This window comes from Citricoccus nitrophenolicus, from assembly GCF_047305825.1.
GTDB lineage: Bacteria > Actinomycetota > Actinomycetes > Actinomycetales > Micrococcaceae > Citricoccus > Citricoccus nitrophenolicus.
On record NZ_CP063070.1, the window covers coordinates 1,785,757 to 1,805,751 of the forward strand.

Below are 19,995 nucleotides of genomic sequence, written 5' to 3' on the forward strand. Positions count from 1 at the left end.
GACACGAGCCATGTCCCAGACTACGCACGACCGCTTGTCCCCGCGCGCCCACGCCACCGCCGACCTGCCGTTGGGCGGACGTCGGGTCGTGGTGGCCGCCGATGCCACCGAGGATGCCTGCCCGGGGTGCGGGGTGCTCTCCTCCCGGGTGCATCAGCGGGTCCGTCAGTCGGTGAAGGACATCCCCGTCGGCGGCACCTGCCTCGAGGTGATCGTCGTCAAGCCGCGCTTCGTGGGCACCGAGACTGCTTGCCCACGAAGGACGTTCACCCAGGCCCCGGAGCAGTTGCCGGCCCGGGCCCGGTGCACCACACGGCTGAAAGAAGCAATCGTGGCGGCCGTGTTGGACTCCGGGCGGGCCACCGCCGAGGTCGCCGCTGACCACGGGGTCGCCTGGGGCACCGTGAACACCGCGGTCCTGGACCAGACCCTCGAGCTGCCCACGGTGGACCAGGTGCCGGTGCGGGCCCTGGGGATCGATGAGCACCGGCTCGCCACCGCGAAGTGGTTCAAGAACCCCGACACCGCGGTGTGGTGCCGGGTCGAGCCCTGGATGAGCACCTTCGTGGACGCGAACACCGGCCACGTCCTCGGCGTCGTTGACGGCCGGTCCTCCCGCAACGTCACCGCCTGGCTGCGGGCCCGCTCTCAGGCGTGGCTGGACCGGTTGGAGGTGGTGGCGATCGATCCCTCGGCCACCTTCCGCAACGCGATCCGCCAGGTGCTGCCCGCGGTGGACATCAGCGTCGACCACTTCCACCTGGTCAAGCTCGGCAACCAGATGCTCACCTGACTTCTATCACCGTTAGTGCGGTCCGATCTCAGCCGGATTGATCTGCAGTGCCTCGAGAATCGCTTGGGCATCAGCAGTAAGGGCGGCGGGAACGGCGATGGTCTCCCCGCGGACCTGCAACACGGCCTCGCGTAGTGGTTGCAGGGTCTGGACGACCTTCTTGATGCTCATCCCCGTGGCCGTCTGGATGTAGCGGCCTACGGCCAGGGCGCAGAACACCATGGTCAGGTGCGCTTCGATCGATTCCCGGGTCCGATGGAAGATCGGCCGGGCCCTCAGATCGGACTTCGCCATCCGGAACGAGGCCTCGACCTCGAACAACGAGTGATACGCGGCCACCACCTCGGCCCCGGAGAGCACCTCCATCGGCGCCGAGGTGATATACCCCTTGAGTCCGAAGAGCTGCTCGGCAGCACGGGCTGCCTCGTAGTCGACCTTCAACGATTTGGGTCCACCACCGGTGAGGAACCGTGCCTTGCGCGGCTGCTTGCGCCCGGCAGCGATGTCCTCAGCGCGCTGTAGCTGTAGGGTCTGGGTCCGCCGGTCGCGGTGTTCCCGGGCCAGCCGGTACTGCCAGACGGCCCTGCGTCGGGAGGAGACGACCCCGCGCTTGAGTTCGGTGGTGGCTTCCAGGACCTGCCCGTCGGTGAAGTTGTTCCCCATGGCCAGTCGCTCGGCCAGATCGTAGGGTGCCTTCGAGGTCCTGGACCCGACGATGTACTGGTACCCGGCTTCCTCCAGGGCCTCAAGGTTGGCCCTGGAGAGCATCCCGGCATCGGCCACGACCAGCATGTCTGTGACCTGGTGGCGGGTCCGGAAGGCATCCAGCACCGGGATCAAGGTCAGCGTCTCGGCCTTGGAACCTTCGAAGCAGTGGATCTCCAGCGGGAACCCTGTCTTGTCGACCAGCAGGCCGATGACGATCTGCGGGTCGACGCGTCGTTCCTTGGAGAAGCCGACCTTGCGGGTCTCGTCCTCCTCGTCGGTCTCGAAATACAGGGTGGTCACGTCGTACAAGCAGACGCTCACGGCCCCGTCTCCGGCAGCGAACCCGTAGGCGGTGGTGCACGCGGCGTCCCGCCACTTGGATTGCTGATGTCGGGCCAGGTGGCGCCACATCGTGGCCTCGCCGGGGACCTCGGCCACGTCCATCTCGGCCAGCATCCGCAGCGTGGCCGTCTTCGAAGCCGGGGAGATCACCCGGCCCAACACCAACGATCGGAACACTTCCGAATCAATGGCCTGGTGGAAGCCGATCCGGTCATAGACCGTCCCGAGGACTTCCCAGAGCAGCCGGGGCCGGGACCCCACCGTCCGGGCACTACCGGCCACGACCGGGGCTGGCTTCGGCTTCTTCGTCCTGGCCCGCGGTGGGGCCGGGGCCGGCACCAGTCCGTCGAGATCGAAGGCTGGCTGGCCGGCGGCAACCCGCTCCAGAGCCAGGTGCTCCAGGAGCGCCAGCTCACCATCGTCGTGGGCTGAGCCGAGGTGCTCGAGGATCTCGCGGCGCCCGTTGCGGTACTGCACCAGCTGCACCGCTGTGGCCCCCGAGGCCGTCTTCACCCGCCGAATCTGCACCCCTCCACCATAGATTTAGTGCGGTCCCAAGCCGAGCCCACCCCCGCAAACAAGCCGATCCGAGCTCGCCGAGCCCAAAAATCGGCTCAGGTGATAGAAGTCAGGTTAGACGATGAGTGATTCTGCTAAATCCGTCACCGTCTCAATAACCTCACAGATATTAATTGCTTGAAGGCTCTAGGCAATACTTCCTGAATTCGACAAGGAACCGTTTAGCCCTATTAAACGGCAGCTCTTATTCGTACAGAAGTCGCTTCATCTGCTCGACCGTATCAATGTCCTCACCGGTAGATTCATCGCTGCAATCAACGATGTCGACGAGTTGCGGATTGTCGAGCAGAAATTTTCTGGCGCCGGCATCTCCGACCACCGTGCTCGCTACCGCCTCACGGAGAGAGCTGTCGATTACGATCGGATGCCCGCGATGCAGCCCCCTACGAAGTCCTACTGGCGTGTAACCAGCTGCGGTGATGCGACCTGGGCGATGCGAATTGAGAAGCCTACTTACAGTGCCAACAGTAAGATGTGGCTGATCGACCAAGGCCACCAGTAGGTGGTCCGTAAGAGCGGTAGAGTTAGCGCCCGCGAGGTAAGAGCTGCCCATTCCCGATGGCCATTTATGATTCACCACAACACGATACGGATTAATTTTCGCTGAGGCCATGACCGTCGAAGCACCTGCCCCAAGAACTATAACTACATCGTGGCAGCCGCCTTCAAGTAGAGTGCTCGCGATAGTTTCAACAAGTGGGCGCCCGCGATGTGGCAGGAGAGCCTTGGGCCCCGCACCCAGACGAGTTCCGGCCCCTGCTGCCAGCAGTACTGCCGTAGTTCTCGTGGGGTCCATGCTTATTCTTCACTTCCAAGGACCGTCAGATCCCAACAGTTTTCGGCTAGTCCCTGTAGCTTGAAAACTGGGCAATGGACAACCTTACGCCCCCCTAGCCCCTCCTGATGGATCCAAAGTAATCCCAACCTTGGATCACTGAGGTCGACAGTCCCGGAACGGCATAGGACGTCGTCTTGCCATACTCGTATCTTGTCTCCATGCTTTAGCATGTGGAGGCCAAGCGATCCGCTATCCTCTGGCCCTTTTGCTCCCACCCTGTCAGCTGACATCATTTAGTTTTCCTAATCTATTCATATCTACCGAAATTACTGGTCCGAACCTCATTCCTTAATCGAGTGCAGATTGAACCCTATGGATGCACAGCACTATCGGAACACTTCAACGGAACGCCATTTCCATTCCATCTCTTGGCGATAATTTCAGCTAGGACGGATACGGCGGTCTCTTCTGGAGTGCGCCCCCCTAGGTTCAGTCCGATGGGACTATGCAGCTCGGCGATCTGCGATGCATCAATCCCCACATCTCGGAGCCGAGACAACCGATCCAGGTGTGTCTTCCGGGAGCCCATAGCACCGACGTATGCCGGCTTTTCGACGCCTTCAAGACGTAAGGCGATATCCAATACAGGAACATCAAATTTCGGGTCATGTGTCAAAACACAAATGACAGTCCTGTTATCTATAGCTTCCTTATCAAGCTCCTGCTGAAGATAAACATGAGGCCAAGAGACGATCACCTCATCGGCTCCGGGAAACCGAGCAGCGGTTGCGAACACTTCACGCGCGTCACAAACTGTGACGTGGAATCCGACCAACGCCCCTGCTTTGGCAACAGCCCCAGCAAAGTCGATGGCGCCGAAAATGATCATTCGAGGTTTAGGCTGGTAGGAGGCGACGAATACTTGGGCGCCTGATTCCATGCGCTCCCCGTCGGGACCGTACATGATCACGCAGGACTCACCCGAGGCAAGAAGGCCTCTAGCATCGTCCGATACCGCGTGGTCGAACTGGGAACTGCCAAGTGTTCCCGCAGTCCGCCGAGGCCAAACCACCAAACGTCTCCCGAGGGTCTCTGGGTCTGGATGCTCAATCACTGTCGCCACAGCTACGGGGTTGCCCGCTTGAATGTCGTCGGTGACTTCCAAAATCTCAGGAAAACTCTGAAAGTTGATCCGCTCAACGAATACATCAATATTTCCACCACAGGTTAGGCCAACTTCAAAAGCGACATCATCGCTATAGCCGTAATGCTCCAGGGCGGGGATGCCCGTCTCTATAACGTCCTGCCCGATTTGATAAACAGCACCCTCTACACACCCCCCGGAAACGGAACCCACCGCCTCCCCTTGCATGCCCACCGCCATAGTGGCCCCCGGAGGACGAGGAGCTGACTTCGAAGTGCTGACAACAGTAGCCAAGGCGAAATCATCTCCGCGACCTACCCACGGGATCACTGCCTCGATCACATCACGCATCTGCTATCCGATCTGCTAAAGTCCTAAAAGATTCCAGCGTATGGCCGCCCACCATGGCGTCGACGTACGGTAAGACCGCCTTAATTCCGCTTTGTATGGGTTCATATCCCACCTTTCCACGATGTGGGTTTGCCCAAATGAGGCAGTGCGCCAATCCATGTATCCGGGACATCTGGCCGGCTAATACGGCGGGGTCGCCACGCTCCCACCCGTCACTGGCAATGACCACAACTGCCCCCCTCAGCATCGCGTGTTGGCCCCATAAGCGGACGAAAGCTTGAAGGGACTCCCCGAGGCGAGTACCCCCGGACCAATCAGGCACGACTAATCCAGCCTCTGTCAATGCGACATCGGGATTCGGGTGCATCAGCGCGGCGGTAACTCGAGTCAAACGAGTCCCAAGTGAGAATACTTCTGTAGATGCGCCTAGGGTGGAAATAAGCCGATGTCCAAATCGCAAAAAACTTTCTGCATAGTTTTTCATCGAGCCTGATACGTCAACAATTAGAACGATCTTTCTAGGCCGTACAGTCCGGTGCCGATAATGCAGCGGACCGGGCTCCCCAGCTCTCTTCAGTTGATGACGCATGGTCTGAACCGGGTCAATGCGCTTGTGTCGATGAGTACTCACGTAGCGGGACTTCCGCAGGGGAGCCCTGATCGGCAACCCACTGAAGGCTGCTGCCAAGAGACGCTTCTCTTCTGATGACATCAACGCTACATCTCTGCGCTTCAGTTCTTCCTTCTCGCTCGCCCGTGTGATCTGCTGTTCGTCTTCGGACTCGACTTCGGGGCTACCCTCTCCATCTGGCACCCCGTGAATCTTCACCTCGGGTACTGCAGTAACAGTCGGCATCTCCGCCGAGAACCACATTTGAAATGCGCGATCATAGGCGGCAAAGTCGGCACTCTTCCGGCAGAGTGTTGCACGCCCCGCCCAGAACACTTCGATGCGCCGATGAAGAGAAATGGCGTCAAGTGCCCTTAGGTAGCTCTGCACCTGATCTGTGCCAATGCTCAAACCTTCTGCCCTGAGCATTCCTATGAAACCGTAAAAGACCCCGAGGCCGACTTGCTCACACATTCAGAGCATGGCCCTCTATGTAGCAAAGCTGCTTGTAGTAGCGAAGGCAGCGTCTAGGGCCTCACGAACATAATCACGATCGTTCTGATCCTTACATAGAGCGCCCATCGCTAAGGCGGCAGTGTGGGCTGTAATTTCGTCTCCCCCAAGCCTGTTCAGAGCCTGAGCCCAATCCAAGGTCTCGGCGACTCCCGGTACTCTCCGGAGCCGCCCCTGGTTCCGCAAAGATTGGACTACATCCACAACTTGCTCTGCCAACCTGTGGCTTACTTCGGGGAGGTGAGCTTTGACAATCTCAAGTTCCCGGACAGGATCAGGATGATCAATCCAGTGAAAATAACATCGTCTTCTGAGTGCTTCGTGAAGATCACGCGTCCGGTTGGAGGTAAGGATCACTACGGGAGGAACTTTTGCAACGACGGTACCCAGCTCAGGTATGGAGATCTGGCTAGACGCCAGCACTTCTAGAAGAAACGCTTCGAATTCATCATCAGAACGATCGACTTCGTCAATCAACAAGACGGCCGGACTCTCCCGAAGAGCACGGAGAACAGGCCTGGGTAGGAGGAAGCGTTCCGTATACAGCGACTGCTCCCGTTCATCTGGGCTCGTTTCCGATCCCGCAGCCTCTAGAGACCTTAGGTGCAGAATCTGTCGGGAGAAGTCCCAGTCGTAGAGCGCCTGCGTTGCATCGATCCCCTCGTAACACTGGAGCCGAATTAGCGGGATATCCAATGCCCTTGCGAGGGCTTCAGATAGCGAGGTCTTGCCCGTACCTGGAGCACCCTCTAAGAGCAGCGGCCGGTTCATAGCGACGGCAAGATAGACAGTCGTAGCAAGACCTTCATCCGCCAGGTAGTTCGCGCCTCTAAGCTTGGCGGCCATCTCCACAGGGTCCCGAGGTGTAGCTACTATGTTGCTGTTCATTTGATGACATTACCCATGGATTGGTCTCGGATAGACCAGATATCTGCACGCTGATCTTGCAGGACGGGGAACGATCTTCTGACTTCGGCCAACCTATCGAAGTCGAGCCGAGCCTGGATGACCGCTTCTTCCACCCCGGCTTGGGCTAGGATCTCACCGTTCGGATCAACTATCTGACTATGGCCCCCGTACTCTGTCTGGTGGTCCATTCCAGCCATGTTGCATTGGACCACGTAAGCCTGATTCTCGATAGCCCGAGCCCGTCCAAGGACTTCCCAATGGGGAACCCGAGACAACGGCCAAGCCGCTGGCACCACATGCAGGGCTGTCCCAGCCTTCAACATATACCGGTAAAGCTCAGGAAAACGTAGGTCGTAACACGTGGTAAGTCCGGTTACGGCCGTACCTGTATCTGTTTGTACAACAGCGGTCACTGGTTCATCGCCAGCCTCAACCAATGTTGGCTCGCCCTCGGTAAAGCCAAAACGATGAATCTTCTTATAGGTAGTGTGTTGGGTGCCAGAGGCATCAAAAAGTACCGAAGTGTTCCACATGTCAGAATCAGAATTTGTGTGCACAGTTTGCACAAAGGAACCAGCGTGTAGCCACACTTCTTGATCCCTGGCCACTTTCGACAGACGACTGAGAACACTACTATCGAGCGTGACGGCATTCTGACGCCAACTATCAAATGAGAATGCGCCGTGGAACCATAGTTCAGGCAAAACGATCAGGTCGGCATCGACGACGTCTGACATCAAATCCTCAACGCGTGAGATCCTGCCCTCCGGAGACTCTGCGCTATCGAACTTGACCTGAACAGCTGCCACTTCCAGCTGGCCGCTGCTCGGCGATGAGTCCCATACCTTCATCCGATTCACGGCCTTCGGTTACTTCCGACGGCGATCCCGGCTGCAAACACAGCAGTCAATGCGGCCAAGACGGACACTAGGGCAGGTGCCCAGGAACTCCTGCCCTGATCACCGTCCACCGGAGTTCTCTTTGCAGCTCGCGTATCCTTGGCCAGCTTAATAAGATCGAGCGCCTCTGGCTCCGCTTGCGCTGGCCGCGTGACCTCCTGGCGATCGCGAGCCACTTCAGCCGATCCGCTGGGGGCTGCGTTAGTCGCCTCACTCCCGCTCGTCATTTCGTCGGCGAGGCGTTGAGCAAAGATCCCGAGGATCGCCGTGGCAGCCTCGGCAATGACACCTCTACCGAACTGAGCGACCTTCCCGGTCATGTCGAGATCCGTCTGAACAATAACAACGGCGCCCCCGGGGTCCGGCTCCAAGCGAGCCGTGATGGTCGCAGTCAAGTTCCCCTGGCCCCGTGCATCCTTGGCCCGCGCTTCGATGACGGCCCGCCGGCCCTTCTCATCAAGTTCCACAAAGCGAGCCACGCCTACGTACTCTGCAGTGATCGGGCCTACCTTGATCTTTGCCTTGCCTTCAAACTCATCACCATCGACCCCGGTGATTGAGGCTCCCGGAATCATGGGGGCGATGCGCTCGAGGTCCAGCAATACCGGCCATGCATCCTCGGGCGATACCGGAACGGGGATAGTGTTTGTCAACTCCATAGTGTCATTTCCTTAAGAAATATTAGAGTGCGGATTGATGGGAGACTTGAGGCAGGCCGAAAGCGAAGTTGGGGTCTCCGGGCTCAAAGAGCCCACCACTTTGGAGACGGGAACCCATCTCCTGTGCTTTTCGCACATAGGCACGAGCCTGCTGCAGTTGCCGTGACTCCCATCGCTGTAGAGACCCGGACAAATCGTCGCCACGTCCTAACACTTCTGCCAAAGTTCGGGCGTCGTCGCATGCCTTAGCGCCCCCGGCTGCAGCATGCGGTCGGGGAGTTACGGCCGCGTCTCCGATTAGTACGACCCGCCCATGGACCATTTGATCCACTGTTGCATCCGCAACAACCGTGACGAAGGGCGATGGCGCGTTGAGCACCAGGTCTCTGAACGGCCCCGCAAGCTCCTGCGCTCGATCATGAAGTTGACTCAGGTTATGTTGAATCAATGACTTGTTGTGGACTGACCTAGATAGCCTTGTGCCACGGATGTCAGTCATCAGTTCGTCCAGCTCAGGCCCCTCTTGGACATTCCAGTACCACTGAAAGTTAAGGAGCGAAGCCTCCTTACCTTCTCCCCCAGGAATCGGATAGGCGATGAGATGCCCATCGTCTAGTAGTCCATATGTGAACTTTCCATCAAAGTAGTCCCAGATCTCATCGGCCACCTCTCCAGGCTGGAGCAAGCCTCGCCAAGTGACATATCCCGCGTACTGAGGCTCAATTCCTAGAAGGCGCTTTCGAACTACAGAAGCCCCTCCATCAGCGGCAATGAGCCAATCCGCCTCTGCTCTTGTACCATCCGAGAATCGCATGCGCACAACGTCCGAGTCCTGGTCCAGACCAACCAAGCACTTATTGTTGTGGTACCGATCCATGCTGAAGAGCTTGAGCAGCTGTCCATAAACAGTGTTATAGCTTGTGAACCGATGCGCTGAGGGGATGGTTCCCAGGCTATTTCCTGTTCGAGCATCGACATACGCCATCGAAGTGGAAGGAACGCTGAGGGACTCGAGCTCGATGCCCTGCTCGACGAGATAGCGAACTAGTTCGGGCTGAACGACGATCCCCGTCCCGTAACCAGACAAGGGCTGTGGCGAACGCTCATAGATGTCCACCTCGACCCCGGCATCCCGCAGGTTCAATGCGGCCGTGAGGCCAGCGATCGAGCCTCCTACAACTGCAACACGTTCGTTTGTGCCGCTCATGCACTTGGCCTCAGTGCCATGGCGAGCGGTCGCATCGGAGCACCGCTCGCTCCCTTGAAGCGAATAGGCGCAGCGATGAGGCAAAACTCACCAATTCCATCAGCAGCCAGTTCCTCAAGATTCAGCAGCTCCACCATCGGAACGCCTGCCTCTGCAAGAAAGTGCGTATGCCCGGGAAGCCAGTTATCTTCGTGCTCAGAGGGGCCCACTTCGACACATTCCTGGTCTGCGCCAATCGCGGAAATCTTCTGGTCGGTGAGCCAACGCGCGGCCTCCAAACTGAGCCCCGGAGGGTTCCCGAGGGTCTTTGTGCCATCGGGCCAGTACCTCATGCGTCCTGTACGTACAAAGGCAACGTCCCCGGACTCCAACCTCAGACCCGATTTCTCTAGGGCCTCTTCGATATCCGCAACAGTGATTGCATAAGAGTCAGGGAGACAGTCGACATTCTTCAAGTTCGCGATATCAAGCAACACGCCACGGGTAATGATAGGTGGGATAGTTTCCGCGCCCCCCTTGGTCCACGAGCGACTACCTAGATGTTCTTCTGCCTTGTACCCATTATAGATTTCGCCATCCACCCCGAAATGATTCAGGGCATCGATGTGGGTTCCGGTATGCGTGTACATGAATACCACGTCACCGGAGTAGCAAACATGCCTATTGATATCATCGCCTACATTGTTGAGGTTATCAACGAGTGTTCCCTGAGGCGTGTGAGACATGAAAATCTGATAGCTGGGATCGCCAGCACCTTGGAAACTTGGCATTCCCACGAAGTAGTCGACACTGAGGTCGTAGACACGCGAGGAGTCTGCCCTTTGCAGCACATCTGCGCGGGCTTCGGGATCGAGGAGATTGAGCGCGCCCCGTTCGTCGTCGGGGCCCCAAGGACTCTGGGCGGCCTTGACGTTTGCGGTCTTACTCATCACTTGTCCTCAATCTCATAATCGACGACTGCTCGGTCGGCGAACATCGGCATTAGTGTTGCAACGACTTCGAGATGGAATGGATCTGTGGAGTACTTGTCCAGGTCGCCCCAGCTCGCGAAGTCGGTGATAAGCACTCCATCCCACGGAGCGCCGTTATCCCCGGGGTCACCGGTGTGGGTGCCGATTTCCCACGACTGGATGAACTTCAGGCGTGGCGGGAGCGTATTGAGAATCTCGACGATTTCTTCCTGCTTATTGCCTTCCGAGACGCGCCATGCGAAAACGTGCCGAACCTTCGACATCCGGGGTCCTTCCCTACAGCTTCACGTAATTGGTTTGATGTGATCAGTCTCCTAATGGGAGCGAACTTGTCCCACTGACCGATCACACAAGTTGCTCCTAGCCTTTGTGTGAACCGTGAAAGCGGTTGTAAATCTGCTCCGGCGTAACAGGCAGCCTGTCGATGTGTCCACCGTCAGCAGCCGCATCGTCGATAGCGGCGGCGACGGCGGCTCCGACGGCTATGATTCCAATTTCGCCGAGGCCCTTAGCTCCAAAAGGGTTGTCTGGTGACTGGGCGTCTTCGGTAACGAAGTAGTGCACGTCTGGCATCTCCCCCGCCCCGGGCAACAGGTAGTCCATGAACGAGGTGGTAATGGGCTGTCCATCTTCCTCATAGAGGAATTCCTCGTAAAGAGCGCCACCGATGCCTTGAACCGCGGCGCCAATGATCTGCCCCCTGGTTGTCAGTGGGTTAATCACTTGTCCGGCTTCGGTTGACGTGAAGAACTTTAGAATTCTGTGTCCGCCGGTGTCGGGATCGAGCTCGATTTGAACCAGAGTCACCCCGTAGGGGTAGTTCATGAGGTTGTTCACGTAGACAGCGTCTGCTGCAAGGCCGGGTTCATCATTTTCCAACCTGGCAGTGAACGGATCCCGAGCTGCCGCGATCTCGTACAGGGATATCTCCGAATCGGTGCCTTTGATCCTGAAATGCCCGTCGACCAACTCGAGGTCACTTGGATCAACCTCTAACATCTCACTGGCCAATCGCTTGGCTTTATCCACTACAACAAGTGCCGCTTTGCGAGCGGCACCCCCGGCGAGAACGGTGGAACGACTAGACCAGGAACCAACGCCATCGGGAATAAGCTCGGTATCACTGTGCACCACATCAATATCTTCAGGGTCGACTTGCAGCTCTTGCGCCACAATCTGGGCCAAGACCGTTTCAATCCCCTGTCCAACAGAGGAGCCTCCGGTTTTGACGGTGACTCGACCGGCACGACTAACCTCAACACCTCCGGTCTCGAATAATCCCAATCCTGCCTTGTCCATCAGAACCCCGAGTCCGACGCCCACTTTCCGGCCTTCGGCTCGCATCTGCTGGCTTTCAATGACCCACTCGGACCATTTGGCAGCCTGGAGCGCCTCATTGAAATGTTGGACGACATCTCCCGAGTCGAAGTGATACGGCTCGTGAACCATTTCAATTCCTGGAGCCCAAGGAAGGTCGTCTGCCGTCAGTAGATTTCTTCGCCGGAAGTCCACGGGACTAATCCCGACCTTCCTCGCGGCCAAGTCGAATACCCGCTCCCTGGCGAAAGTGGATTCATAACGACCAGGAGCCCGATAAGCAGCCACGGGAGTTTTATTGGTGAAGACGGCGTGAAGAACAGCTTCATAATTCGGGACTCGATAGGGCCCAAACACTATCCCGGCAGTGATGTCGCTCACCAAGGGCTCGGCCTGCCTGAAGAAGGCACCATGATTATGGAAGATCTCGTCCCTAAGCCCCAAGATCTTGCCCTCTGTATCGACGGCAAGCTCGAGTTTGTGCACCATTTCACGCGCGTGAGAGGTTGCGACCATATGTTCTACCCGGTCTTCAACCCACTTGACAGATTCGCCCATAGATCGCGCTGCCCAAGCTACCAGCACAGTTTCCGGGAAAACTCCGCCCTTGACCCCGAAATTTCCTCCAACCTCGGCGTGTTTCATGCGCACATTCACCTCAGGCAAACCCAGCATTTGCGCAATGATTCTGCGGTTATCATGGACGTGGACCGTTCCCCAAATGAATAGCGTGTCCCGCGCACGATCAGGTTGCACCACGATACCGCGCGGCTCCATGGGCACACCTGAATGCCGATTGGTGACATACTTATGCTCGATAATATGGACGGCATTCGTAAAGGCAAGTTCGATATCTCCGTAGGATTTTTCAATCCGGGCTCCCTCGTTGCCACGACCGGGGAAAAGCTGGATCTCTCTGTCCAACGCTGCTTCCGGGTCTAGAAGTACGGGTAGTGACTCATATTCTATGGACACCAAGTCTGCTGCGTCTTCAGCAAGATACGCGTCGGTGGCAAGTACGGCGACCACAGGTTGTCCCACGTACATGACCTTCTCTACAGCCAGGACTGGATGGCTGAAGTCCTCAATATTGTCGTATTCCTCGTGGTATCCAAGATCCTCCAGGGGAACAGATCCCAGGTGCCGAGTCTGCTCCGCAGTGATGATCCCTCTTACTCCAGGAGCACGTTCGGCGTCACTGATGTCAATAGACATAATGCGAGCGTGCGCTTGAGTGGAGCGAACTAACCTCATATGCAGTTGTCCGGGCAGCGCCATGTCACCCGCGAACATCGCCTCTCCGGTGAGGAGACGCCGGTCCTCGCGCCTTGAAACCTCTTCGCCGATCCAGGTCTTTTTGCTCCCCCCCTCCCCGGTAGGCCGGTTGTTCTTAGGAGTGAACGCTTTACCCGTTGCCGTCATGCGGACAGTATGTCACCGGCCCACGGGAGACCAATGTTCACGTATTGACAAAGAACTAAGCCAAGTATTCACGGTTCGTAGACGCTTCAGATGAGTTTTCGTAGCATGATCGACCTCGCAGGCCCCCTGCGGGGAGAAAAGAGAGTCCAGACTGAGGGAGAAGTAGTATGCCAATGCCGTCATCATTGAAGCCTGAAGACGAAATGCTGAACTGGGGTCGTCTTATTCTAGACGGACTCTCCTACGCCGACATGGTGGGGGCCCGTGATCGTCCTGCCGAAGTGACATGGTTCGACTATTGGATGAAGCTGGCAAACGACTATGAGCAGGAAGCTACAAACCGGCTGTCTTTGGGACACAACCTGTCTGCCGGAGAATTCCTGATGTCCGCAGTCCTCTGCGCTCAGTATGCGCAGTTCCTCTGGTTCGATGAACGACGGGAGCTAGGCCAGGCCCGGAAGGTTGAGCTATTTCAGAAGGCCGCCCCGCTTCTTTCACCACCCGCCGAACGCCATGAACTCGTTGTGGACGGGATTCCGATGCCTGTTTACGTTCGCTTTCCGGAGGGTCCTGGCCCTCACCCCGCTGTCATCATGATCGGGGGGCTCGAAAGCACCAAAGAGGAAAGCTACCAGATGGAGAATCTAGTCCTTAAGCGCGGACTAGCTACAGCCACATTTGACGGCCCGGGCCAGGGAGAGATGTTTGCGCTTAAGCGGTTGGCCGCCGACTACGAGAAGTACACCTCTGCCGTGGTAGACCTCCTCAGCGGACTCGAGTCGATCCAAGCCGACGCCGTCGGTGTCCTGGGGCGCAGCCTTGGCGGAAACTACGCTTTGAAATCTGCCGCATGCGATCCTCGAATTGCGGCCTGCATTTCGTGGGGTGGATTCTCAGACTTGGACTACTGGGATGCAGAGACTCCCCTGACAAAGGAGAGCTGGCGATATGTGTCTAAGGTCGACACGCTAGAGGAAGCAAGAGTCCACGTCAGCCAGGCACTGGAAACCCGACATGTTCTCCCACTTATTGCCTGTCCTACTTATGTGCTTCACGGCGTTCACGACGAAGTCCCGCTCTCATTCGTGGATACCGTGAGGGAATTGATCCCATCCGAGCATCTAACAGTAGTAGTCGAACAAGACGGCGATCACTGCTGCCACAATCTAGGCATGCGTCCCCGGCTTGAGATGGCGGACTGGCTGCAGGACGTGTTGCATGCAGACAAGAAGCGTATCTCCTGATGTCTTCAGGGACTCCAATCAGCAAGATCCTGAAAATCAACGCGAGAACGGTGCCACTTGAATCCTGGCAACCGGAGGGTATTGAAGTAGATGAGGGTGACCCTAGAGGCCGCGGGCACACGTTGTTCGAACAGACAGCCCCGACCCGTTTTGGGACCGGAGTCTTTACTTCCCAGCCAGCTAAAACAAGCTATGAACTCACTGACAATGAAATCATCTATGTCCTCGAAGGTACGGCAACACTCACTCTGGATTCCCAAGAACCCGTCAAAGTAACCGCCGGGGACCTCGTGTTTCTTCCAAGCGGACACACCTCCACCTGGGAGTTCCACGACACGTTCAAGGAGATCTGGTTCATGGCAGAGTGAACAGAAGCCGAAAGCCTAGTTCTAGGTCCTATATAAGGGGCGGCAGCGGTAGCCCCGGAGCATCCTCATAGTTACCCGGTTCCAGATTCATTGCTTTCTCCATCCGTGAGAGCCTGATTGCCACCGGCAACTCGTCGCGCAACAATCCCGCCGCACCTATCTTACCCTCCACTAGTTTCAAGCGGTATGCGACGGTTCTACTATGCACACCCAGACATTGGGCTGCCGCTGCCGCATTATACCCAGATGCAAAATAGGCTTCGAGTGTTTCGATGAATGTACTGGGCGGGTCTTGATTTAGACCGAGAATCTCCAGCTCGTCTGCGATGAACGCACTTACCGATACAGAATCTTTCATTGCCAGTGCTTCCAGCATCACATCTTCGTACCAAACCATGCCTCGGCCGAGCTCCTGGGCAACCATACCTGCCTCTGTCGCACGCCTGTGGGAAGCAACGAATCCATCTCGGCCTTGGCTGACGGTCCCGAATGAAGCCCGGACTCCCTTAGGCAATACCATGTTATAAACAGCTTCTCGGGGTGAAGGCAATCGACTCGGCCACTCAACCCAGATGTAGTCAGTCTCGTCCTCGTCAGTAATCACCAGCGGCGTGATCTTCGATACACTTCCAAGGGCACGAGCAACGATTTTCCCGCCACCAGCTGACACAACGGCTGCCAAATGACGGCCGGATAAATTATAAGAGAAGATCGTTGAATCGATTGGAAGGCCAGCAAGGAGGGCACGCAAGGTAGACAGCTTTCGGCGATTCTGGCTTTGCCTCGAGAATGCAGTATTCTCCGTTTGGTAGGTGTCAATGATAGAAGCAGATACTTTGTCGTTCCACGCAAAATGCCTTGCGCTGGCGTGTCGCAACACCGTCGCCCTTTGCCCCGGATCGTCTATGAGCTGATGAGCCTCTTCAAGGAAGAACTCCCATAACGTAGATTGAGCGGCGCGTGATGCCTTCAGGAGGTGGTGTAGGTCCACTCCGGCTCTGGCTGCTAGTTGAACTTCGCGAAGAGTCTCATTGGAGGCTCGGGTCACACTGGCCCCCTCCTGATCGATGTATTCCAGGACATCTCTTAAGGAGGCTGTGACAGTTTCTGCTTCTGCTGCCGTGAGCGAAGGATTCCTTACCATTGAGGAATCGTCTCCATACTCGTACTGGAGCCTGGCCCGAATGCTGTCGTAGATCTCTGGGACCCTTGCCCTGACAGCCGCCGCCAGCGCACCCAAATCTTCCTCAATAGTCATACACTGACACTACCAACGAGTCATCATCATCCGAGGTCCAGCCGCCTATGAATTGGCACATGATACAGCCACACCACCAATTATCGATATCGGCTGCGATATCTTCAGATGTCAACCGGTTGTCCGAGTCCGTGGCACGCCGCCTCCGTGAGGACTCACGGTCCGGCGGCGGATCAGATCCCGCACTCGCGATGCGCAGATCCGAGCGTCTAACCGCTGCGCTCCTGTCCTTTAGTAGGGCATTAGCAGGAGAGTCCGAACCCAATCCTGAATTTTTGGCCGAGGCAGCCCGTGAAGCAAGCGCTGCGGCGCAAGCCGGCGTGGATTTGCTTGAACTTATCCACACCTACAGGGTGTTGCAATCAAAAATGTGGGACATCCTTCTTAACCTGACCACAGAGCTAGTCCCCGACGCGTCCGAGCAACTAGACGTCCAAAAGTGGGTCTCACGACTGCAACACAGTTGGCATGACACGGCAGTGGCGAATGTAATCGACGCCTATCGTTCGGAGCAGCATCGGTTCTTCTACAAGTCCGAAGGCCGTCAACTCAGAAATGAAGTGCGGGAGTTCATCGCTGGCAGGCGTTTGCTGCCGCCGAGTGCCTCTTATGATTTCGAAGGACAGCATCTTTCCGTTGTGACGTGGGGCCACAACCCCAAGGAAGCGATCCAAACCGCGGGTAAAGCGTTCGGAGCCACGAAGCAGCTCGTGCTCGAGAGCACAGGCGGTACTTTTCTAGGATGGCTGGCAGTTATCGATGATCCCAGAATCATTGGCCAGCTCAGGCCCGAGGACCTTCCAGACGGAACTCACCTCGCGATAGGGTCGGTTATCCCAGGCTTCGACGGTTTTCGACAAAGCTACCAGCGTGCTTGGAGGGCTTACAGAGTGGGCCTACTGACCGGTGCAAAGCTGACTTCATATGCAGATGTAGCCTTAGAGGCCATATTCACTACCGACATTCAAGCGGTTCGGGATCTAGTGGCTCTACAGCTCGGCCCATTGCTCGCTGACCCCCGTAGAGACGTCCTATGCGAAACGTTGTCAGCCTATTTCACCTCAGGATTCAACGCAGTTTCAGCGGCAGGGACGCTACAGGTCCACGAGCGTACTGTCGCCTACCGTCTTAGATCCATCGAGGAGCGACTAGGTGTGACAGTTTCAGAGCATCATGTGGAGCTTCTCGTGGCTCTCCGACTTCATAGTCTACTTCGTAGTGTCGACTCCACTGCTATGAGGCAGGAGTCTCCCGGACCTTAATATCTCTGCGCCTTATCAAATCTGTGTAGGCAGGATCACTCATTTGTCACATGACGCAGAGCGCAAAGGAGAGGTCAGGGTGCAGGGTGGAGTAATGAACAGTGAGTGGGGCTGGAGGTACTGCCCGTGAAACCGCCCTCCTTTGACTATGTTGTAGCTGATTCGGTAGAACACGCACTTCGTCTACTAAAAGACGGAGGAGATGATGCGAAGATTATTGCCGGCGGCCAGAGTTTAGTTCCGCTATTGAATTTTCGCATGGCCCGTCCGTCGCTTTTGGTTGACATCAACCATATTTCCGGGCTGGCGAATATACGACAAGTTGATCAGAGCGTCACGATCGGCGCATTGACGCGTCATTCAAAACTCCAAACCTCCAAGACGATTGCTCGAGAGTTCCCGTTATTGTCGGAGGCGGCAGCATGGATCGCTCACCCGCAGATTCGCACGCGAGGAACACTTGGGGGCTCTCTTGCCCACGCCGACGCTTCTGCGGAGTTGCCTGTCGCACTTCTCGCTCTGGACGCTTCCGTAACGGTCAAGTCCCTTCGTGGAGAGCGCCAGGTTCCTATTAAGGAACTCCTTGTCACGCATTTCGTATCAAGCATTCTCCCTGACGAGATCATTGTGGAGGCAAACGTTCCGATCCTCCCATCACGCACGGGGTCAGCATTCGACGAATTCTCAAGAAGACACGGCGATTATGCTATTGGAGGTGCCGCCTCTATCCTCACTTTGGATGAAGAAGGTCGATGCGCGAGGGCGAGAGTCGCAGTGTTGGGCGGCGGATCTAATGCCACTCGTTGTTTGGAAGCCGAGGATATTCTGATCGGCAAGAAACTAGACGATTCCGATGTTTCATTTGCCGCGGCCTCCGCAGTGCAAGATCTCCATCCTGTCTCCACGGTGCATGGCAGTGGTCCATACCGCCGAGAAGTCATCCGCGCCATCGTCGAAAGAACCTTGAAGCTGGCACATCAACGTGCGGTACAACTATGAAAGGCATGAGATTCGATGAGCACCTTTCACCTCAAAGTTGAAGTAAATGGCATGATCCATGAGGCTGATGTGGAGCCTCGCCGGTTGCTTGCTGACTTCCTCCGTGACAGTCTGCACTTGCGAGGGACCCGGGTGGGCTGTGAACATGGGGTTTGTGGATCATGCACTGTACTGATGAATGGGCAACCCATTCGCTCGTGCACCACGCTTGCTGTCCAGGCACACGATTCGATAATCGAGACTGTCGAGAGTTTGCAAGATGATGGTGAACTTCACCAACTCCAGCGCAGCTTTTCCAAGTGCCATGCCCTTCAGTGTGGGTTCTGCACTGCAGGTTTTCTCATGACACTGAAGCCGCTTTATGACGATCTGGAAGTTACCCTAGACGCCACATCTGCACGGGAAGCAATCTCGGGCAACATTTGCCGTTGCACCGGTTATCAACAGATCGTAGAAGCAACAGTCGATGCATTTGAATGTAGGAGTCTCGACGGGAATAGTCAGTCATGAGCCCATTTCACTTGCAAGTGGCTGCTGAAAATTAGGTCGACCATGATGGTCAGGCTGGTTGTGCGGTGCTTTCCTACTTGACGGACTCGTGACCGACCGAGGTTAGCGTATGAGACGGCGTTGGCGGCCGCGGCGGTGATACGAGCATTCGCTTCATTAGAAGTTCGTTGCTCACCGTGACTCGTATCCGGTGGTCGCTCGCCAAATAAGTCTGCCAGCATCGGATCCGGCCCTACTGCATTCCGCATATCGGCACTTGGGCTCCAGCCGACAACAGTCTTCACGGGACTGATGGCGCTTATCGGGCTCTTCACAATTCAGGGTGTATACGTGGCCTGAATCCGCCGGATTCCAGCAGGGATCGGGCGATATAGTTGGTGAGGTTTTGGAACCCGAGGGCTGAGCCGCGTAGGTGCTCGAGGCGACCGTAGAATCTCCTATGTCTGTCAAGCCCCGGTGAGCTCATTCTGAGCGGCGGTGTTGAGGCGGCGGTAGATGTCGCGGGCGAGGTAGCGCTTGAGGCAGCGACGGATCTCCCGAAGGGTGCGCCCTTCGGCGGTACGGCGCTCGACGTAGGCGCGGGTTCGCGGGTCCATTCGCATGCGGGTGACGACGGCCATGTGGAGTGCTCGGTTGAGGCGCCGGTCGCCACCCCGGTTGATCCGGTGTCGGACGGTGTTGCCCGATGACGCGGGGATGGGGCTGGTTCCAGCGAGGCTGGCGAACGCGGACTCGGATCGAATGCGGCCCAGGTGTGACCACGCGGTCAGCGCGACGGCGGCGGTGACTGGGCCGATGCCGGGCTGGTTGAGCAGGCCACCGGCGGGGCTGTGCCGGACCAGGTCCGTGATCCGCGTGGTGATCTCCTTGAGCTCGCCGTCGAGGACGGCGACGCGTTTGGCGAGCCGGATCGCTTCACCACGGGCGGTGGCCGTGGCGAGCTCTTCGTCTCGGGTGCGCCACCTGACTTCTATCACCTGAGCCGATTTTTGGGCTCGGCGAGCTCGGATCGGCTTGTTTGCGGGGGTGGGCTCGGCTTGGGACCGCACTAAATCTATGGTGGAGGGGTGCAGATTCGGCGGGTGACCTGACTTCTATCACCTGAGCCGATTTTTGGGCTCGGCGAGCTCGGATCGGCTTGTTTGCGGGGGT

17 protein-coding genes and 2 pseudogenes are annotated in these 19,995 nt (G+C 57.1%); 6 read left to right on the forward strand and 13 right to left on the reverse strand.

All coding sequences use genetic code 11. The annotated features are described in order from the left end of the window. Nucleotides 1-61: 61 nt before the first annotated feature. Nucleotides 62-790 (forward strand): annotated as a pseudogene (locus IMT31_RS08175) (transposase); the annotation flags it as partial. 15 nt (nt 791-805) lie between these two features. Here the strand turns inward: IMT31_RS08175 and IMT31_RS08180 are convergent. The 11 genes from IMT31_RS08180 to kdhC form a co-directional block, all read right to left on the reverse strand. Beyond that, nucleotides 806-2,371 carry an IS1634 family transposase gene (locus tag IMT31_RS08180; protein WP_413542396.1) on the reverse strand — a complete coding sequence of 522 codons (1,566 nt, stop codon included), beginning with the start codon at nt 2,369-2,371 and terminating at the stop codon, nt 806-808. Between the two features lie 235 nt (nt 2,372-2,606). Continuing rightward, on the reverse strand, nt 2,607-3,218 hold the full coding sequence (gene nboR / locus IMT31_RS08185; RefSeq protein ID WP_413542397.1) for a nicotine blue oxidoreductase: 612 nt from the start codon (nt 3,216-3,218) through the stop codon (nt 2,607-2,609). A 352-nt stretch (nt 3,219-3,570) separates the two neighbouring features. Continuing rightward, the gene (locus IMT31_RS08190) at nt 3,571-4,695 is read right to left on the reverse strand and encodes an XdhC family protein (RefSeq protein WP_413542398.1); all 1,125 of its coding nucleotides are present in this window, start codon (nt 4,693-4,695) and stop codon (nt 3,571-3,573) included. Then, entirely contained in the window at nt 4,688-5,779 is a 1,092-nt protein-coding gene (locus IMT31_RS08195) for a vWA domain-containing protein (RefSeq protein ID WP_413542399.1), read from the reverse strand. The genes IMT31_RS08190 and IMT31_RS08195 overlap by 8 nt, the downstream gene beginning before the upstream one ends. 15 nt (nt 5,780-5,794) lie before the next feature. Beyond that, nucleotides 5,795-6,706: an AAA family ATPase gene (locus tag IMT31_RS08200; RefSeq protein ID WP_413542400.1), complete on the reverse strand. Its 912-nt coding sequence runs from the start codon at nt 6,704-6,706 to the stop codon at nt 5,795-5,797. Further along, nucleotides 6,703-7,578 (reverse strand): carbon-nitrogen family hydrolase, encoded by an 876-nt coding sequence (locus IMT31_RS08205; protein WP_413544392.1) that lies wholly within the window; start codon nt 7,576-7,578, stop codon nt 6,703-6,705. The genes IMT31_RS08200 and IMT31_RS08205 overlap by 4 nt, the downstream gene beginning before the upstream one ends. Before the next feature lie 5 nt (nt 7,579-7,583). After that, nucleotides 7,584-8,285 (reverse strand): SRPBCC family protein, encoded by a 702-nt coding sequence (locus IMT31_RS08210; protein ID WP_413542401.1) that lies wholly within the window; start codon nt 8,283-8,285, stop codon nt 7,584-7,586. 22 nt (nt 8,286-8,307) lie between these two features. Then, the gene (locus IMT31_RS08215) at nt 8,308-9,492 is read right to left on the reverse strand and encodes an FAD-dependent monooxygenase (protein WP_413542402.1); all 1,185 of its coding nucleotides are present in this window, start codon (nt 9,490-9,492) and stop codon (nt 8,308-8,310) included. Beyond that, nucleotides 9,489-10,421, reverse strand: a complete 933-nt coding sequence (locus IMT31_RS08220; protein ID WP_413542403.1) for a cyclase family protein — start codon at nt 10,419-10,421, stop codon at nt 9,489-9,491. The genes IMT31_RS08215 and IMT31_RS08220 overlap by 4 nt, the downstream gene beginning before the upstream one ends. Further along, complete coding sequence (locus tag IMT31_RS08225) at nt 10,421-10,726, reverse strand: Dabb family protein (protein WP_413542404.1); 306 nt, start codon at nt 10,724-10,726, stop codon at nt 10,421-10,423. Before IMT31_RS08225 ends, IMT31_RS08220 begins: the two co-directional genes overlap by 1 nt. Before the next feature lie 97 nt (nt 10,727-10,823). Further along, entirely contained in the window at nt 10,824-13,202 is a 2,379-nt protein-coding gene (gene kdhC / locus IMT31_RS08230) for a 6-hydroxypseudooxynicotine dehydrogenase complex subunit gamma (RefSeq protein WP_413542405.1), read from the reverse strand. A gap of 167 nt (nt 13,203-13,369) precedes the next feature. Between kdhC and IMT31_RS08235 the strand changes: the two genes are divergently transcribed. Both IMT31_RS08235 and IMT31_RS08240 read left to right on the forward strand, forming a co-directional pair. Further along, nucleotides 13,370-14,446 carry a 2,6-dihydropseudooxynicotine hydrolase gene (locus IMT31_RS08235; protein WP_413542406.1) on the forward strand — a complete coding sequence of 359 codons (1,077 nt, stop codon included), beginning with the start codon at nt 13,370-13,372 and terminating at the stop codon, nt 14,444-14,446. Continuing rightward, the gene (locus IMT31_RS08240) at nt 14,446-14,814 is read left to right on the forward strand and encodes a cupin domain-containing protein (protein WP_413542407.1); all 369 of its coding nucleotides are present in this window, start codon (nt 14,446-14,448) and stop codon (nt 14,812-14,814) included. The genes IMT31_RS08235 and IMT31_RS08240 overlap by 1 nt, the downstream gene beginning before the upstream one ends. A 28-nt stretch (nt 14,815-14,842) precedes the next feature. Here the strand turns inward: IMT31_RS08240 and IMT31_RS08245 are convergent, their stop codons facing one another. Next, on the reverse strand, nt 14,843-16,072 hold the full coding sequence (locus IMT31_RS08245) for a helix-turn-helix domain-containing protein (protein ID WP_413542408.1): 1,230 nt from the start codon (nt 16,070-16,072) through the stop codon (nt 14,843-14,845). 275 nt (nt 16,073-16,347) lie between these two features. Here IMT31_RS08245 and IMT31_RS08250 point away from each other — a divergent pair, with 275 nt between their 5' ends. From IMT31_RS08250 to kdhB, 3 genes are all read left to right on the forward strand, one after another. Beyond that, complete coding sequence (locus IMT31_RS08250; RefSeq protein WP_413542409.1) at nt 16,348-17,334, forward strand: helix-turn-helix domain-containing protein; 987 nt, start codon at nt 16,348-16,350, stop codon at nt 17,332-17,334. Between the two features lie 126 nt (nt 17,335-17,460). Beyond that, nucleotides 17,461-18,333, forward strand: a complete 873-nt coding sequence (gene kdhA, locus IMT31_RS08255) for a 6-hydroxypseudooxynicotine dehydrogenase complex subunit alpha (RefSeq protein WP_413542410.1) — start codon at nt 17,461-17,463, stop codon at nt 18,331-18,333. Between the two features lie 15 nt (nt 18,334-18,348). Continuing rightward, nucleotides 18,349-18,843: a 6-hydroxypseudooxynicotine dehydrogenase complex subunit beta gene (gene kdhB, locus IMT31_RS08260; protein ID WP_413542411.1), complete on the forward strand. Its 495-nt coding sequence runs from the start codon at nt 18,349-18,351 to the stop codon at nt 18,841-18,843. 446 nt (nt 18,844-19,289) lie between these two features. On the opposite strand, the pseudogene IMT31_RS08265 reads toward kdhB, so the two are convergent. Next, nucleotides 19,290-19,853 (reverse strand): annotated as a pseudogene (locus IMT31_RS08265) (transposase); the annotation flags it as partial. Nucleotides 19,854-19,995: the final 142 nt, after the last annotated feature.

What these genes read in the sequence shown, in the direction of transcription:
- kdhB (WP_413542411.1), top strand. Translation starts at nt 18,349, where the DNA reads ATGAGCACCTTTCACCTCAAAGTTGAAGTAAATGGCATGATCCATGAG.
- IMT31_RS08220 (WP_413542403.1), bottom strand. Translation starts at nt 10,421, where the DNA reads ATGAGTAAGACCGCAAACGTCAAGGCCGCCCAGAGTCCTTGGGGCCCC.
- IMT31_RS08225 (WP_413542404.1), bottom strand. Translation starts at nt 10,726, where the DNA reads ATGTCGAAGGTTCGGCACGTTTTCGCATGGCGCGTCTCGGAAGGCAAT.
- IMT31_RS08240 (WP_413542407.1), top strand. Translation starts at nt 14,446, where the DNA reads ATGTCTTCAGGGACTCCAATCAGCAAGATCCTGAAAATCAACGCGAGA.
- IMT31_RS08215 (WP_413542402.1), bottom strand. Translation starts at nt 9,492, where the DNA reads ATGAGCGGCACAAACGAACGTGTTGCAGTTGTAGGAGGCTCGATCGCT.
- IMT31_RS08245 (WP_413542408.1), bottom strand. Translation starts at nt 16,072, where the DNA reads ATGACTATTGAGGAAGATTTGGGTGCGCTGGCGGCGGCTGTCAGGGCA.
- IMT31_RS08210 (WP_413542401.1), bottom strand. Translation starts at nt 8,285, where the DNA reads ATGGAGTTGACAAACACTATCCCCGTTCCGGTATCGCCCGAGGATGCA.
- IMT31_RS08235 (WP_413542406.1), top strand. Translation starts at nt 13,370, where the DNA reads ATGCCAATGCCGTCATCATTGAAGCCTGAAGACGAAATGCTGAACTGG.
- IMT31_RS08190 (WP_413542398.1), bottom strand. Translation starts at nt 4,695, where the DNA reads ATGCGTGATGTGATCGAGGCAGTGATCCCGTGGGTAGGTCGCGGAGAT.
- kdhC (WP_413542405.1), bottom strand. Translation starts at nt 13,202, where the DNA reads ATGACGGCAACGGGTAAAGCGTTCACTCCTAAGAACAACCGGCCTACC.
- IMT31_RS08200 (WP_413542400.1), bottom strand. Translation starts at nt 6,706, where the DNA reads ATGAACAGCAACATAGTAGCTACACCTCGGGACCCTGTGGAGATGGCC.
- IMT31_RS08205 (WP_413544392.1), bottom strand. Translation starts at nt 7,578, where the DNA reads ATGAAGGTATGGGACTCATCGCCGAGCAGCGGCCAGCTGGAAGTGGCA.
- nboR (WP_413542397.1), bottom strand. Translation starts at nt 3,218, where the DNA reads ATGGACCCCACGAGAACTACGGCAGTACTGCTGGCAGCAGGGGCCGGA.
- IMT31_RS08195 (WP_413542399.1), bottom strand. Translation starts at nt 5,779, where the DNA reads ATGTGTGAGCAAGTCGGCCTCGGGGTCTTTTACGGTTTCATAGGAATG.